The sequence below is a fragment of the Nannocystis pusilla genome (assembly GCF_020073745.1).
Classification (GTDB): domain Bacteria; phylum Myxococcota_A; class Polyangia; order Nannocystales; family Nannocystaceae; genus Nannocystis; species Nannocystis radixulma.
The window spans coordinates 265220-281122 of the sequence record NZ_JAIRAU010000059.1 but is presented as its reverse complement, the minus strand read 5'-3'; the positions used below and the strand labels follow the sequence as shown (position 1 = coordinate 281122).

The window sequence follows — 15903 nt, the reverse complement described above, 5'->3', positions numbered from 1 at the left end:
CGGCGCCTCCGCAGCACGGTGACAAACGGCCGCGGCCGGTTACAATCGCCGCCCTGTGACCTCTTCCATCGATCGGATGCGAGCGGCGTGGCGCTTCTTCCTCAACGGCTGGCGCGACTGGGACCAGACCGCCTCTTTCGTGCCGAGCTCGCGTTTCCTCGTCGACGCCCTCGTGCAGGGCGCCGACCTCGGCCGGGCCCGCAGCGTGGTCGAGCTCGGCACCGGCACCGGCACCGTCACCGAGAAGCTGCTCGCGGCGATGCGGCCCGACGCCCGCCTGTACGGCGTCGAGATCGACGGCCCGCTGCTCCAGGCGACCGCGCGGCGGCTGCCCGATCCGCGGCTCGTCGCCATCCACGGCAGCGCCGCCGACCTCGCCGAGCACCTGGCCGACGCCGGTGAGCACGGCAAGGTCGACGCCATCGTCTCGTGCCTCGGCATGAGCCTGCTGCCGCCCGAGCTGCGCGACGCCATCGTCGACAGCGCGGCGCGGGTGCTCGCGCCCGGCGGCGTGTTCGTACAGTACGGCTACTTGCACGCGCACGTGATCGTCTACAGCACCACGCGCGGCTTCTCGCAGTTTCACCTCGGCCGCTACCTCGGGCGTTACTTCGCCGAGCAGCGGCGCCAGATCGTCGTGCCCAACATCCCGCCGGCCGAGGTGCTGGTGTGCCGCGGCTCGCTGCCGCGGGACATCTCGGCCGCCGCTTGATCCAGCCGCGAGCGGGCGCCCGTCACGGTTTTGTCGCGGCTGTCTCGGCTTCGTCTTCGCCGTCCGGTTCGCCCCCACGGGCTCTGCGGCCGCCAGTGCGCGAACCGTTGCGCACCTGCACAGAGCTTCAGGATCCTCGGCTGCACCGGGCCCTCGAACGTTGCACGGGGGTCGGCTTCGGTGTATCGCTGCCCCGCGTGCAGAGCTTCGATCATTACTTCCAGGCGACGTACGACCGCGTCGCCGAGCACTACGACGACCTCTGGAGCCCCAACGTCAAGACGCCCAACGACCGGCTCACGCGCGACCTGCACCTCCGCCGCGGCGAGCGCCTGGTCGACCTCGCGTGTGGCAGCGGCGCCGCCACCTTGCCGATGATGCGGCTGATCGCCCCCGGCGAGACCGTCGCCGTCGATCCCTCGGAGAACATGCTGCGCCTCGCCGTCGAGCGCGCCGCCGAGGAGGGCCTGCACCTGCTGCCCGTGCGCTCGAAGGCCGAGGACTTCATCGCCGACGCGCCGGCCCACTCCTTCGACATCGTGTCGATGCGGTTCGCCCTCGCCTACCTCGACTGGCCGCGCGTGCTGCCGACGCTCGGTCGCCTGGTCCGCCCCGGCGGTCGCGTCGGCCTGCTCACCAGCCTGGCCACCAGCGCGCCGCAGGCGATGGCGACCTACCACAAGTTCGCCGAGCACCTCGAGCTCGACACCGTCGCCGAGCCGCCGACCCCGCGCCAGATCGACCCCGTGCTCGACCTGCTCGGCCGCGGCGGCCTCCACATCGACACCTGCTGGCAGCACAATTTCCGCCTGTGGTTCAAGACCGGCGTCGACGCCACCCGCTGGCTGATCGACACCGGCTACATCACGCACCCGGCCCTGTCCGCGCTCGAGGGCGAGATCAAGGACGCCATGATCGAGCTGTTCGGCTCGCACCTCGAGGACGGCTACCGCGAGGACGAGGGCGTGCCGCTCGACTTCTTCTTCGCCGGCGTCATCGCCCGCCGCTGACCTGTGCCCGGGGAGCGGCCGCTCGCCTGCCCCGAAGAACAGCCTGTCCGTGAGGACAGGTGACATGTCCCTCCAGCCAGCCCGCACGCCGGCTCGCTCGACCGCCGCGCCCGCACCGCCGGCGCATGTCCGCGGAGACAGGGGACGCCGCGCCTGCTTCGCCGGCGGCCGCGGCTCGCGTACCATCCCCGGCATGGCTCTCTCCGCCCGCGGCCAGCGGATCCTCGGCACCCTCGCGGCCGTCTTCGTCGGCGTCGTGATGCTGCTCGCCGGGCTCGACCGCCAGGAGTTCCGCTGCGACCGCGCGACCGCCGACTGCCGCCACACCGCCGGCCTCCTCGGGTTCGAGCGCACGACCCAAATCTCGCTCGACGCGATCGCCGATCACCGGTTCGACAGCCACGACAGCCGCGCCGGTCGCCGCGGCGTCACCGTGCTCCTCGATCGCAGCGGCCGCGAGCTGCCGGTCGGCCTCGCCGACGAGACCACCGCCCGCGCCAGCTACGACGCGCTGCACGCCTTCTTCCAGGGCGAGCGAGCGGACGTCGCCGTCACGACGGGGCCCGGCTGGTGGCTCGTCGCGCTCGGCCTCGTCGTCCTGATCCTCGGACCGTGGCTCGTGCGGCCCGGCGCTCGCGCGCGCGCGGCCGCGCCGGTCGACGCGCCGAGCCGCCGAGGCGCCCACGCCCCCCTCATCGCGCTCGGCGTCGGCGTCCTCGTCCTCGTCGGTCTGTCCGCCTCGATCCTCACCTCGCGCACCCAGGGCTCGCTCGCGCTGCGCTGCACCCAGCGCTGCGACATCGGCGGCGGCAGCTGCATGCCCGGCGGCGAGATGGTGCTCACCCTCGCGCCCGGCGAGCACGAGGTGCGCGTCTTCAACCCCGACGCTCCGGCCGAGCCGATCGTCCGCCGCGTCACCGTCGTGCGCGGGCAGGTCACTCACTTCGAGTGTGCGCGCTGACGAGCGGCCACGCGCGGGTGCGGCTGGGCCCGTCGCCGCCGCCCCCGCAGTCGTTTCTGTGGAAGCATCACCGCATGTCCGAGGACACCAGCGCGCCCGCCACTGCCCTCGAGCTCGTCGGTCAACACCGCGTCGAGCTCCGCCGCGACGACGCCGTCGACACCCTCGAGCTCATCGGCCGCGACGGCAAGCTCGTGCTGGCGATCGAGGTCCGCGAGTCCGGCCCGCTGCTCCGCTTCGAGGGCGCCGGCCTCACGCTGCGCGCCGCCGGCGAGCTGGTGCTCGACGCCAAGCGGCTGACCCTGCGCTCCGAGGAGGCGCTGTCGCTGTCGTCCGGCGGCGACCTCGATCTCGTGGCCGCCGGCGACCTCCGCAGCACCGCCCGCGTGCAGACGATCACCGCCGAGCTCGGCGACGTCCGGGTCGAGGCCAACGACGACGTCCGGATCGACGGCGAGCGGGTGCTCGTCAACTGCTGAGACGGCGGTGCAGCTCGACAATCGCTCGCCGTACCACGCCCGCCTGTTCCGCGGCGGCATCGACGAGCGGCGGCTGTTCGGTTCGGTCGCCGTGCGGATCGCCTACGACATCGTCGACGACCGCCTCCGCGTCGCCGGCGAGCAGGCGTGGCCGGTCTCACCTGCCCCATGGGACAGCCCGCACGGGCTCCTGCCCGGCGACGAGCTGTTCTACCGCGGCGGCGTCGACCTGCTGGTGTTCGGCTCGGCGCGCTCGACCCGGCCCGTCCCGCGCGGGGGTCTTCTCGGCGCAGGAGGTTGCAAGCGCACCTACGAGGTCGACGCCCACGGCCGCTGCGGCCCCGCCGACGAGCAGGGCGCCGCAGGCGAGCTCGTAGCGGAACTCGAAGGCGGTCCAGACATTCTCACCGCCTGCCCGAAGAGACAGGCCACGCGCCCCGACCCGATCGTCCTGCGAGCAGCAGCAGCTCAGGCGCGCCCGAGCCCGGCGAGCAGCGGCAGCCGCGAGGCCACCAGCGCCACAGGTCCGCTGGCCAGCGCACAGATGACCAGCGCCGCCGCGGCCGGGCCGGCGATGTCGAGCCACGACAGCGCGAACGGCAGGTGGTCGACCGGATAAACCTCCGTGTCGAGCGGGTAGCGGAACACCGCCACCATCCAGCCGAACAGCAGCCCGAGGCCGACGCCGATGGTCGCCCCGAGCCCGCCGGCGAACACACCGACCGCCTCGAACACCGCGAAGATCGCCCGCGAGTCGGCCCCGAGGCTCATCAGCGCCGCGATCTCCTCGCGCTTGCGGCGGACCAGCAGCAGCAGGCTGGCCAGCAGGGCCGTCGCCGCCACCACCTCGAGCAGCCCGAGCACCAGCGACACCGCGGCGCGGATCTGTCGCAGCCCCGCGAGCACCTCCTCGCCCTGCTGCTCCCACGTCGTCGCGCGGAAGCCCTGGCCCATCGCCGCCACCACCTCCGCCGCGAAGCCGGCGGCGATGTCGGGGTCGACGAGCGCGAACTCCACCCCGCTCACCCGCCGCTCGGCGAAGAACAGCGCCTGCGCCGCCGACAGGTGGACCAGCGCCAGCGACGCGTCGTAGTCGCCGACGCCGGTGTCGAGCAGGTCGACCACCTCGTACTCGCCGTGGCGGGGCGGCCGGGTCATCGCCGCGGCAGTCCCGTCGAGCTCGGCCGGCACCACCAGGCGCACCGAGTCGCCGACCTCCACCCCCAGGCGGGCCGCCAGCCGGCTGCCGAGGGCGATCGCCGGCCCGTGGCGGACGTCGCCCGGGCGCACCGCCGTCAGGTCGCCCGCGCGCAGCATCGTCGCCATCCCCGGCAGGCCGGTCGCCAGCGCCGGGTCCACCCCCTTGATCAGCGCGATCACCGGCGCGTTGCGATCGATCGGGCGCACGTGTGTCTCTCCGGACATGTCCGTGTCGACATGCTCCTTCACACCTGCCTCATCGGACCTGTCCGCCTGACCATCCGGGCGCAGCGGCACCACCGCCGCGGTCGAGAAGGCGAACGGCGAGGCCGCCAGCACGCGGGGGTCGGGGCCCCAGCGGGCCACCACGGCCGGGTACTCGTCGAAGTCGAGGCCGTACTCGGTGAGCGTCACGTGGCCGCCGACCTTGCTGAGGCGGCCGATCAGCTCGTCTTCGAAGCCCGACGTCACCCCGAGCACCGTGATCAGCGCCGCGCAGCCGAGGCCGGTGCCGAACACCGCCACGGCGACCGCGGGCATCAGGCGGCGGGCGCACAGCAGCCCGACCGCGACCAGCGACGCGACCCCGGCGACCAGCGGCGGCGCGACCGAGCGGACCCCGAGCAGCGTCGCCGCCGCGCCGGAGATCGCCAGCGCCAGCGCGATCGTCAGGGCCACGCGCCCGGCCCGGCCCGACTTGCGGCGGCCCTCGCGGAGGAGCATGCGGCGGGCCACCAGCGCGATCAGGGCCCAGCGGCGGCGGGAGCTGCGGGCGGCCACGGCGTCACTCGTAGCGGAGGCCCTCGACGGGGCGGAGCTTGGCCGCGCGCAGCGACGGCGGCAGCGTGGCGACGAAGCAGATCGCCAGGGTCATGGCGAGGATCCAGCCGATCTGGGCCAGGCTGATCTCGACCGGCAGCTCCTCGATGAAGTAGACCTCGGGGTCGAGCGTGTAGCCGTAGAGCGACACCAGCCAGCACAGCACCAGGCCGAACAGCACGCCCGCGGCCGCCCCGGACAGCCCGATCGCCATCCCCGTGACCTGGAAGATCCGCGCCACCTGCGGCCCGGTCGCGCCCATCGACATCAGGATCGCCACGTCGTTGGTGCGGCGGACCACCATCGTCCACAGCGCCGACAGCACGTTGAACGTGGCCACCGTGATCACCAGGCTGAGGATCACGGTGATGATGTTCTTCTGCAGGCGGATGCTCTTGAACAGGTTCTCGTTCAGGTTCTGCCACTCGAGCACCTGGTACTCGCGGCCGGGCAGCGCGGCGCGGACGGCCGCGCCGACCTGGGGCGCGAGATCCGGGTGGAGCAGGCGCAGGTCGACGCCGGAGACCTGGTCGCGGCCGCGGTACTTGAAGCGCTGCAGCTCCTTGATGTGTACGTACACCAGCCGGCTGTCGTACTCCTGGAAGCCGGCCTGGAAGATCCCGGCGACGCGGTAGTACTGGAATTCGGGCTCGCTCGAGGCGTCGAACGACGAGCCCGGGTCGACCACCATCACCAGCGAGTCTTCCTTCAGCCCGAGCTCGCGGGCGAGGGTCGCCCCGACGAAGATCGTCGGCAGCGCGCTGGCGTCGAAGCGGGCCGCGGGTTCGCCGGCGGCGGGCTCGTCGGGCCAATCGTCGTCGTCGAGGAGATCGCCGCGGATCTCCCCCGGGATGCGCTTCTTGGCCGCCGGCACCTGCGCGTAGTGGGACATCGCGCGCTCGTACCAGCCGGCGCCGCGCGGGTCGGGCGTGGCCGCGATCGCCGGCGGCAGCTCCTCCGGCTCGCGGTCGGGCACCGGCATCAATTCGAAGTCGGAGCGCAGCGCCGGGAGCGGGATCGCCCGGCCGCTGCCGCGCTGCAGGTGGGCCGGCAGGTCGATCACCTCCGCGGCCGTGTCCGGCTCGATCCCCTTCACCAGCACGCTGGCGAGGCGGAGGTCGTCGGTGCGTCCGCCCTCGGGGTCGTAGGGCGCGAGCATCATCGCGTAATAGACGAACGGGCTCGCGCCGGTGACGCCGGGCTGCGTGCGCAGGTACGACTCGAAGCGGCGGTACTCCGCCATGCCGGTGCTGCGCGTCACGTTGATGTGGGCGTACACGCCGAGCACGCGGCGCTCGAACTCGTGTTGGAAGCCGGTCGCGACCGACTGGACGACGATCAGCGCCGCGACTCCCAGGACCACCCCGATGATGCTGGTGGTGCCGAAGATCGACGAGTACTGCACGAGCACCAGCAGGAGCCCGAAGAAGCTGGCGGCGGCGGTGGCGATCACCAGCGCGAGGCTGTGGAAGCCGAGGTTGAGCAGCAGCAGCGCGACCGCGGCGACCGCGAAGCACAGCGCGCACAGCACCCGGGCGCCGCGCGGCACCCGTTCGGCGCGGATGATCCGCAGCCCGAGCGATCGCTCGTAGCCGAGGGCGCCGGCCAGCAGCCAGCGGACGACGAGGATCGCGAACGCCGCGACGCCGGCGTAGCCGACGAGCTCGGCGCCGGCCGGCAGCGCGTCGGCGAAGTCGAGCGGCCCGGCGAGCGCGAGCGGCCAGGTCCACGACAGCACGAACAGGCCCAGCAGGACGCCGCGGCGGGGCGCCGGGGCCGAAGCTCGGGCCCGCCCCCCGGACGGATCTCCCGGCCGATTCGGGCTCAGGCGGGCGAGCGGACGGCTTTGTGCGTGCGGCGGCTGCAGGCCGGGCACGCTAGCAGCCGCCCCGGACGCGGTCAACGAGCGCGAGGCGCCGGACCACCCACAGCACACGCGCCGACGCCGACGTCGCGGGCGGCGGGCCCCGCAACGGCCTCGCCGAGGCGCTCTCGAGTTCCGTAGTTCCTTCCTTAGTTCGCGGCGAGGCTGCGTCGCGATGGTAGGCAGCAACATACAATCAGGCGAATTCTTCGGCCCAGCACGGCCTGGCGCGAACCTTGACACACCTCGCTGGCGCAAGTTACGCTGCGCCGACCGCTGAATCTCGGAGCTCCCGCATGCCCAGACGGTTCCTTTCTTCGTTTGCCCTAGCGGCTCTCGGCCTGAGTTTGCTTCTCGGCTCCTCGGAGGCTTGGGCGGGGCCTTACGACCTGCGGCTCAGCCAGCTAGGCACGACGGATCCGTCCGGAATGGTCACGGGCAACGACGCGGACTTTCGCAGCCTCGCCTCCGAGCTCGGAGTGTTGATGGCGCCGAAGCCGGTCGATCCGGCCGACTCGCTCGGTCTGTCCGGCTTCGCGTTGTCGGCCGACATCAGCCTCAACACGCTCAGCAACGGCAAGGACTTCTGGAAGAACGCGACGCGCGGTGATCCGGGCAAGGTCGCGCCGACCCTGCAGATCATGGGTCGCAAGGGTCTGTGGCCGGGCATCGAGGTGGGCGCCGGCGCGACGCACCTGTTCGGCAGCCGCATGTGGACCATCAGCGGCTACGGCAAGGTCGCCATCCACGAGGGCTTCCACCACCTGCCGATCCCGTCCATCGCGCTGCGCGGCATGTTCTCGCGCCTCGTCGGCGCCGAGGACATGAACATGACCACCGGCTCGTTCGACATCTCGATCTCGCACGTGTTCGGGATCGGCAAGACGGTCAACATGACGCCGTACGTCGGTTACCAGGGCCTGATGATCCTCGCGCGCTCGGGCGTGCTCGATGCCACGCCGACGACCGACGAGTACCTCGACAAGTCGCCGGTGCTGAGCGAGTTCGTTTTCAAGGATGCGGGTATGATCTACCGTCACCGCCCGTTCATCGGCTTCCGATTCATCTTCAGCGTCTTGCGCGTAGGCCTCGAGGCGATGATCGTCCCCGGCGGCAAACGCCAGGGCGAGATCGAAGGCAACAAGGTCGCCGACACCTCCGGGCTGCAACAGCAGTACACTCTCTCCCTGGGTCTGGACTTCTAATGTTCGTCCTCTGTCCGTCCTGCGCCGGTCCCTTCCGCATCCCTGCCGACCAGATCGCCCCGCTGGTCCAGATCGCGTGCCCGCACTGCGAGTTCCGCATGATCCTGGACTTCGAGGCGGCCAACGAGCCGTCGCTGGCCGAGCCCGGGCAGCTGTTCGCCCAGGGCTTCGAGAGCGCCGAGGCCTACTTCAGCGTCTACAGCCACGTCGGCCCGCAGGCCGACGTCACCCCGCGCAAGGTGGAGGCGCCCGCGCCCGCGCCGACGCCCGCGCGGCCGGTCGAGGTCGAGACGCCTGCGGTCAAGGCCCCGCCGACCTCGCCCGCCGCGACCCCGCCCGCGTCGGTGCAAACGCCCGCGAGTCCGCCGGTGTCGGCGCCGCCGCCCGCGCCCACGCCTGTCGCTGCCGAGCCCGTGTCGCGCGGCAACAAGACGATCATCCAGGCGCCGAAGCGCCCCGCGAGCATGGATCCGCGGGCCGGCGAGGTCGCCGCGGCGCCCTCGTCGTCGGGCCCGTCGATGCGGGTCGGAGGCCGCGCTGCCGAGGTCGAGCCGGTCGCCGAGGCCAAGGTCAGCGCCGTGCAGCCGCCCGAGCCGCGGATCCCGCCGCACACGCCGCCGGCCGCGACTGCAATCAGCAACCCGCCCGCTCCGTCCGAGCCGGTCGCCGCCGCCAAGGTCGAGGATGCTGCCTCGCTGTCCGGCTCGCACCCGCCGACGCCCAAGCAGGAGGCGACCAGCAAGCCGGCCGAGCCCGAAAAGCCGGTGGCCAACCCGCCGCAGCCGACCGGCAGCTCGAACGTGGTGTACATCGCCCTCGTCGTGGTCGTGATCGTGGCGATCGTCGTGGTCGTCTACCTCAACTCGAAGGGCTGACCGCGAGGCTCGACGACGAAGCCCGCTCGTTCCGGCTGGAACGGGCGGGCTTCTCGCTTTTGCGGATGGCGACGACGGAGGCGATCGAGCGGACGAGCGTGCTCAGCCCGGGCGGCTGTGCTTCGGCTCGTCCTTCGGCGTGACGTCGATCTCGCCGCGGCGCTCCGACTCTTGTTGTTTGTCGTGTTCGATCGCCTTCATCTCCTTGCGGAACCCTCGCAGCATCTGACCGATGCTCGATCCCAGCGCGGGCAACTTGGACGGGCCGAGCACGAGCAAGATGACCGCGACGATGATGACGATCTCGAGGGGACTGAGGACACCCAGGAGCATGGCCGAAAGGTAGTCCTTCGAGCCTCGCTTTGCTAGCGTGCCGGCGATGCGAAGGCGACCAGGTCCGGATCTGCGCAGGCGCCGCAAAACTGACCGTACGGCCCCCTGGAGGGGGTTTTGCGGCGTTCTGACCGCGCTGTGGCTGAGCGGTGCAGGTGTGGCTCACGGCGCACCGGCGGAGGAGCGCGAACGGATCGGGCCACTCGAGGTCGCCGGCGGCGGTCGCGACCAGGTCCGGGGTGGGCGGCCCGACGGCGCCACCATCCACGAGACGCACGCGGCGCGGGCGGTCGACCCGGACGCGGCCGCGCGCGAGGATCTCGCCAGTTTCGAGCGCGGCGTGCTGGCGAACGCGCCGAAGTCGACGATCGCCAAGACCGCGCCCGAGAAGTGGATCGCCGCGCTCGCCCTGCCCGAGCTGCCGATCCGCTACGGCGCCAAGCTCGTCGAATACTTGCGTTTCTTCAAGGACGACGCCAAGGGCCAGGCGCTGATGCGCGGCTGGCTGCGGCGCATGAACCGCTACGAGCACATCTTGCGGCCGATCCTCAAGGAGGTCGGCGTGCCCGAAGATCTGGTGTTCGTCGCCATGGCGGAGAGCGGCTTTCAACCGCACCGCCGCTCGCGCGTGGGCGCCGCCGGCCTGTGGCAGTTCATGGAGCCGACCGGCAAGGTCTACGGCCTCGAGCAGAACTACTGGGTCGACGAGCGCCACGACATCGAGCGCTCGACCTACGCCGCGGCGGCCTACCTCAAGGACCTGCGGGTCCGCTTCGGCTCGTGGGAGATGGCGCTGGCGGCCTTCAACGGCGGCTACGGCCTGGCGATGACCGCGATCGCGCGGGCCAACAGCAACAACTTCTGGGCCCTGTGCGAGATCGAGAGCGGCCTGCCGCACGCCACCACCCTCTACGTGCCGAAGATCCTGGCGGCCGCGCTGGTCGGTCGCAACCGGGCCGCGTTCAAGCTCGGACCTGACCTTCCGGACAGCTTGCCGCCGATGCACTTCGTCAAGGTCGACGTCCCGCCGGGCACCGCCCTCAGCGCGGTGGCCAAGGCGATCGACGAGGATCCGGCGCTGATCGAGGAGCTCAACGCCCAGCTGATCCGCAAGCGGACCCCGCCCGGGCGCAGCTATCCGGTGCGGATCCCGAAGGCCAAGCTGGCCCAGTGGGAGCGCGGCGGCGTGCGCGACGGCGCCGGCGGCGACCACGTGCAGCACGTCGTCGCCTACGGCGAGACCGTCGCCGCGATCGCCCAGCGTTACGGCGCCACCGAGGCCCAGCTGCGCAAGCTCAACGGCCTCGAGGACAACGCCGAGCTCGAGCGCGGCGTCGTCCTCCTGGTCCCGCGCGGCGGGGCCGCCTCGCCGCCTGGCGCGACGGACAGGTTGCTGGTGGCCGTCCCCAAGGTCGCGGTGGCGGGCGACCAGCGGCTGGTGTTCTTCGTCGTCACCCGCTCGACCACCCCGCGCGGCCTCGCCGACGCCTTCGCGGTCCCGTGGGACAGCATCGTCGCGTGGAACGACCTCGACCCGCAGGCGCGGCTGCAGCCGGGCCAGGTGCTGCAGGTCGTCGTCCCGAAGGCGTTCGACGCCCGGGCCGCGAAGATCGTCGTGCTCGAGCAGAGCGCCGTCGACCTCGTGGTCCGCGGCTCGCGCGAGCACCTCGAGGCCGGCCTGAAGCAGCGCGGCCTCGTGCGCCGCGGCTACAAGGCGAAGAAGGGCGACACGCTGGAGAAGATCGGCAAGCGCTTCGACCTCACCGACGGCGACCTCGCGCGCATCAACGGCATCGACCGCGGGCACGACCCCGCCGTCGGCGAGCTGCTGGTCGTCTACGTCAAGTCGGGCGAGACGCGCGGCACCGTCGACGCCCCCGCGCCGCGCGGCAACCTCGGCCCCGCGCCCGACGACCTGCGCGCCGACGTCGCCGCCGAGGACGTCGACGCCGCCCGCTACGCCGCCACCGCCGACGACCCCGCCACCGCCGCCGCCGTCGACAACCCGGTCCCCTCGACCGAGGAGACCAATTCGCTGCCGGGCAAGCGCGGCTGGTCCAGGCGCGGCAAGCACAAGACCACCCCGCCGAAGAAGGCCAAGAAGAAGACCGGATGATCGCCGACGACCTCGAGCCCGACGACGCCCTCGCGCGCGTCCTGGCCGCCTGCACCCCGCTGCCGGGCGAGCGCCGCGGCCTGTTCGCGGCCCGCGGCCGCGTCCTCGCCGAGGCGCTGCACGCCCGCTGGTCCCTGCCGGGGGCCGACGTCAGCACGATGGACGGCTGGGCCGTGCGCGCCGCCGACCTGTCCTCGGGGACATCCGAGGCCGCGCTCGCCGTCGCCGGCGAGAGCGCCGCCGGGCACCCCTCGCCCTCGCACCTCCAGCCGGGCCAGGCGGCGCGGATCTCCACCGGCGCCGTCTTGCCGCCCGGGGCCGACGCCGTGGTCGCCCAGGAGGACGCCGCGCGCCGCGGCGATCGCCTGCACGTCGACCTCGCGCGCGCCGGCGCCGTGCGCCCCGGCCACTTCGTCCGCCGCGCCGGCAGCGACCTCGCCGCCGGCGCCGCGATCCTGGCCTCGGGGACAGCCCTGCGCGCCGGCGACCTCGCCCTGGCCGCCGGGGCCGGCCACGCCGACGTGCTGGTCCACCGCGCCCCGCGGGCCGCCGTCCTGTGCACCGGCGACGAGCTCGTCGACATCGGCTGTCCTCCGGGACATGGCCAGGTGGTCAGCAGCAACGGCCTCATGCTCGCCTGCCAGGCCGCGGCCGCCGGCGCCGAGGTGCGCGACCTCGGGCGCGTGCGCGACGAGCCGGAGGCGCTGCGCCGGGCCCTCGCCGACGCCGCCGACGCCGCCGACGTCGTGCTCGTCAGCGGCGGGATCTCCGTCGGCGACCACGACCTCGTGTGGCCCACCCTGCTCGCCCTCGGGGCCGAGCCCGTGTTCCGCCGCGTGCGCCTGCGACCCGGCCGGCCGCTGGCGTTCGCCCGCCTCGGCGCCGCGCTGGTGTTCGCCCTGCCCGGCAACCCGGCCAGCACCTTCGTCGGCTTCGAGCTGTTCGCGGGCCCGGCCCTGCGCCGCCTCGGCGGCCACCTGCAGCCCGAACTGCCGCGGCGACGCGTCGTCCTCGCCGGCCCCGCCGAGGGCGCCGGGCGGCGCACCCACTGCGTCCGCGCCCGCCTCGTCGACGGCCGCGCCGAGCCGCTCCCCAGCCAGGTCTCCGGCGCCCTCACCTCCCTGCGCGCCTGCGACCTCCTCGTCCTCGTCCCGCCCGGCCCCGGCCTGCCCGCGGGCGCCGAGGCGTGGGCCCTCGACCTCACCGGCGCCGGAGCCCCGTGACCCGCCGGCGCTTCGGGACAGGTCCCCACGGACATGTCGCTCCAGACATGCCCGATCGAGCATTTCCCAAAGACCAGGCATCTGCCCGCGCGCCCGCAGCGGCGCGCCGCGAGCCCGCATCGGGCCGGGACGCCGCCCGAAGCGACGAGCCTGCGGGCGCGACCCGAGCGGCCACGCGGAGCAACGCCCGACGCGACGCACCCGCGGACGCGAGCCGCGAGGCCGCACCGTCCCGGAGCCTCGCCCGCCCCGGCGCACCCGCGACCTCGCGGCTCGCCTGCGTCGCCGAACCCGAGGACACCGATGCGCGGGCCGACGTGGTCCTCGGCCGGCGGGTCGCCGGCCTGTCGCGCCGGGTCGCGCGGGAGCTCGCGCTGGCCGGCCACCTCACCGTCGACGGCCAGCGGGCCGCGCCCTCGCACCGCGTCCGCGCCGGCGAGCGCCTCCAGCTCGACGCCCCGGCCGCGCATGTCGGCCCCGTCGAGGGCCCCGAGCTGCTCGCCACCACCGACGCGATCGTCTACGTGCTCAAGCCGGCCGGCCTGCACACCCACCGGCTGCGGCCCGGCGATCCGCCCGCGCTCGCCGACTGGGTCGCGGAGCGCTTCGCCGAGTGCGCCGCGGCCGGCCTCGACCTGCGCGAGGGCGGCGCCGTGCACCGGCTCGACCGCGGCACCTCCGGCGTCGTCGCCTTCGCCCGCACGCGCGCCACCTTCCTCGCCGCCCGCGAAGCCTTCGCCGCCGCCCGCGTCGGCAAGCACTACATGGCCGTCACGACATGTCTATTCGACCATGTCTGGCCGCCGCCGGCGGGGCCGTGGCTGAGCCTGTCCGGCGCGAGCGTCGAGGTCGGCGCCCCGCTCGGCCGCGGCTTCGGCCGAGATCGCGTCGCCGTGCGCCGGACGGGCCAGCCCGCGCGCACCCGGGTCGCGCCGGAGAGCCCGCCGGGGCCGCGTCGGATGTGGTCGCTCGAGCTGCTCACCGGCCGCCGCCACCAGGCGCGTGTCCACCTCGCCTGGCTCGGCCTGCCGATCCTCGGCGACGAGCTCTACGGCGGCGAGCCGGCCGAGCGGTTGTACCTGCACGCGCTGCGCCTCGACCTCTCGGCGGCGATCTCCGGTGAGCAGCCGATCACCGCGCCGCTGCCGCTCGAGTTCGCCGCGGCCCTCGGCTGATGCCGCTCGCTCGAGCTACCGGGTTGTCGCTCCCTGCCGAGAGATGATGCGGGCTGCTCGCCGCGCTCGCTCGAGCTACCGCGTTGACGCTCCCTGCCCGGAGATGACGCGGGCTGCTCGCCGCGCTCGCTCGAGCTACCGCGTTGTCGCTCCCTGCCGAGAGATGACGCCCTGCTCCAAGTCGGTAGAGGCGCGCGCAGTCCTTCAAGCGCGCCAACTCGGTAGCGGTCGCGTAGTCGTCGATCGATCGCCAGCGCCAACTCTGTAGCGGCCCGCGCAGTCGTCGATCGACCGTGCGCGCCGACTCGGCAGAGGTGCCCGCGCAGCCCATCGACGTGTCGCTCGTGCCTCTTGTCGCTATCGACTTGTCGCCCGGCCTATCGCCTCGTCGCCGCGCCTCGGCCTGTCGCCGCGTGGCCGCCTTGCCGTCCCCCAATTCGTCGCTCGCCTCACGCCGGCGCCCAGCTCGACGCACCGCGCGAGGCGAGCGCCGCGACCCTGCCTACCGTGTTGCTGCCCACTCACTCCGCCGTGGCGGGCCGCGCCCGGCACTACGCATGCGCGTAGTATTTCGCCGCGGATCGAGCCGCACGTGCAGCACGGCACGAGGCCTCGCGGCGCCACCAGGATCGCGTCGTCGCCGAGGTCGGCGAACGTGCGGCCGTCGCCGAGGTCGGCGAACGTGCGGCCGTCGCCGGGTCCCCGCGGCGAGCGCCTCGCACGTGAACACGACCTCATCCGGCACCGTGCTGCATCGTCCCCCGACGCGCCTCTCGCCTGGCCGAGAGGACAGCCTGTGCGTCGTGCCTCATAATCCTCGGTGCGCGCCAGCGCCCGGGTGTATGCTCCTGGCATGCGAACCCGGCACTTCGGCGCGACCGACCCTGGTTTGCGGCGGAGCCACAACGAGGACGCCTTCCTCGCCGACGAGCGGCTCGGGTTGTTCATCGTGTGCGACGGCGTCGGCGGGCGCGCCTACGGCGAGGTCGCCTCGCAGGAGACGGTCGAGATCATCTGGGAGTGGGTCAAGCGCGACGCCGCAGCGATCGCGCAGGCCGCCGACGAGGCCCGCCTCGCGCGGCGCATGGTCGTGCACGCGCGGCCGCTGCCCGGGCCGCAGGTGTGGCTGAGCTCCGACACCGTCGCGCGGCTCGGCGCGCTCGTCCGCGGCGCGCTGCAGAACGCCTGCTACATGGTCCACGGCATGGCCGAGGTCGACGCCAACTACTCGGGCATGAGCACCACCGCCTCGGTCGTGCTGGTCGCCGGCGAGCTGGCGATCGTCGGTCAGGTCGGCGACTCGCGGGTCTACCTCGCGCGCGGCGACGACGTCCGTCAGCTCACCGAGGATCACACGCTGCTCAACATGCAGGTCAAGCAGGGCCTCGTCAGCCCCGAGCAGGCGCGCGGGCGCAAGAGCCAGATCACCCGCGCGATCGGCCTCCACGACTTCGTCGAGGTCGACATCATGGCCTTCCCGCTGCAGGTCGGCGACCGCCTCCTCCTCTGCTCCGACGGCCTGCACGAGTACCTCGACAGCGCCGACACCTTGACCGACCTGTTCCACCTCGACGCCCGCGACGCCGCGCCGGCCGCCGTCGCCCACGCCAACGCCTGCGGCGGCAAGGACAACATCACCGCCCTGTTCGTCGAGATCCTCGACAGCGCCCGCGGCCCCTGACGTCACGGCGCGACGCCGCGCCGGCGATCGACCTCCGCGAGATCGGCCACGCCAGCTGTCGCCCGGTCTGCGGTCGCCCCGACCGCCTGTCCTTTCCGCCAGCTCGCCCCGCCCCTCGGCCGTCCCGCCGCCCGACTCGCCCACGCCCGGCAGTGCGCCACCTGTCCGATCGGACACTCGACGATCGCCGCCGCGCCGCGCAGAAACACGCGTCCGCAGGCCGGCGTGCAGCCGCTTGCGCGCCTTTTCA

General features: G+C 73.3%; 13 protein-coding genes. 10 read left to right on the top strand and 3 right to left on the bottom strand.

Translation table 11 applies throughout. The annotated features are described in order from the left end of the window. The first annotated feature begins 55 nt into the window (after positions 1–55). The 4 genes from K7C98_RS42620 to K7C98_RS42605 all read left to right on the top strand — a co-directional run bounded on the left by K7C98_RS42620 (position 56) and on the right by K7C98_RS42605 (position 3162). Positions 56–712, top strand: a complete 657-nt coding sequence (locus K7C98_RS42620; protein WP_224197708.1) for a class I SAM-dependent methyltransferase — start codon at positions 56–58, stop codon at positions 710–712. Between the two features lie 197 nt (positions 713–909). After that, entirely contained in the window at positions 910–1722 is an 813-nt protein-coding gene (locus tag K7C98_RS42615; RefSeq protein WP_224197707.1) for a class I SAM-dependent methyltransferase, read from the top strand. A gap of 193 nt (positions 1723–1915) precedes the next feature. Then, entirely contained in the window at positions 1916–2683 is a 768-nt protein-coding gene (locus K7C98_RS42610) for a hypothetical protein (protein WP_224197706.1), read from the top strand. A 74-nt stretch (positions 2684–2757) separates the two neighbouring features. Next, positions 2758–3162: a hypothetical protein gene (locus K7C98_RS42605; protein WP_224197705.1), complete on the top strand. Its 405-nt coding sequence runs from the start codon at positions 2758–2760 to the stop codon at positions 3160–3162. A 468-nt stretch (positions 3163–3630) separates the two neighbouring features. On the opposite strand, the gene K7C98_RS42600 is transcribed toward K7C98_RS42605, so the two are convergent. Then, complete coding sequence (locus K7C98_RS42600; protein ID WP_224197704.1) at positions 3631–5142, bottom strand: ABC transporter permease; 1512 nt, start codon at positions 5140–5142, stop codon at positions 3631–3633. Between the two features lie 4 nt (positions 5143–5146). Then, a complete protein-coding gene (locus K7C98_RS42595; protein WP_224197703.1) occupies positions 5147–6919 on the bottom strand; it encodes an ABC transporter permease in 1773 nt (590 codons plus the stop codon). 422 nt (positions 6920–7341) lie between these two features. On the opposite strand from K7C98_RS42595, the gene K7C98_RS42590 reads away from it, so the two are divergent. Then, entirely contained in the window at positions 7342–8250 is a 909-nt protein-coding gene (locus K7C98_RS42590; protein WP_224197702.1) for a hypothetical protein, read from the top strand. Further along, the gene (locus K7C98_RS42585; RefSeq protein WP_224197701.1) at positions 8250–9125 is read left to right on the top strand and encodes a hypothetical protein; all 876 of its coding nucleotides are present in this window, start codon (positions 8250–8252) and stop codon (positions 9123–9125) included. The genes K7C98_RS42590 and K7C98_RS42585 overlap by 1 nt, the downstream gene beginning before the upstream one ends. Before the next feature lie 102 nt (positions 9126–9227). Here the strand turns inward: K7C98_RS42585 and K7C98_RS42580 are convergent, their stop codons facing one another. Beyond that, positions 9228–9458, bottom strand: a complete 231-nt coding sequence (locus K7C98_RS42580) for a Sec-independent protein translocase subunit TatA/TatB (RefSeq protein ID WP_224197700.1) — start codon at positions 9456–9458, stop codon at positions 9228–9230. 157 nt (positions 9459–9615) lie between these two features. On the opposite strand from K7C98_RS42580, the gene K7C98_RS42575 reads away from it, so the two are divergent. The 4 genes from K7C98_RS42575 to K7C98_RS42560 all read left to right on the top strand — a co-directional run bounded on the left by K7C98_RS42575 (position 9616) and on the right by K7C98_RS42560 (position 15653). Next, positions 9616–11574, top strand: coding sequence for a LysM peptidoglycan-binding domain-containing protein (locus K7C98_RS42575; RefSeq protein WP_224197699.1), 1959 nt, complete (start codon positions 9616–9618; stop codon positions 11572–11574). Beyond that, a complete protein-coding gene (locus tag K7C98_RS42570) occupies positions 11571–12797 on the top strand; it encodes a molybdopterin molybdotransferase MoeA (RefSeq protein WP_224197698.1) in 1227 nt (408 codons plus the stop codon). Before K7C98_RS42575 ends, K7C98_RS42570 begins: the two co-directional genes overlap by 4 nt. A 317-nt stretch (positions 12798–13114) precedes the next feature. Further along, complete coding sequence (locus K7C98_RS42565; RefSeq protein ID WP_346660341.1) at positions 13115–13972, top strand: RluA family pseudouridine synthase; 858 nt, start codon at positions 13115–13117, stop codon at positions 13970–13972. 853 nt (positions 13973–14825) lie between these two features. Then, positions 14826–15653: a PP2C family protein-serine/threonine phosphatase gene (locus tag K7C98_RS42560; protein ID WP_224197696.1), complete on the top strand. Its 828-nt coding sequence runs from the start codon at positions 14826–14828 to the stop codon at positions 15651–15653. Positions 15654–15903: the final 250 nt, after the last annotated feature.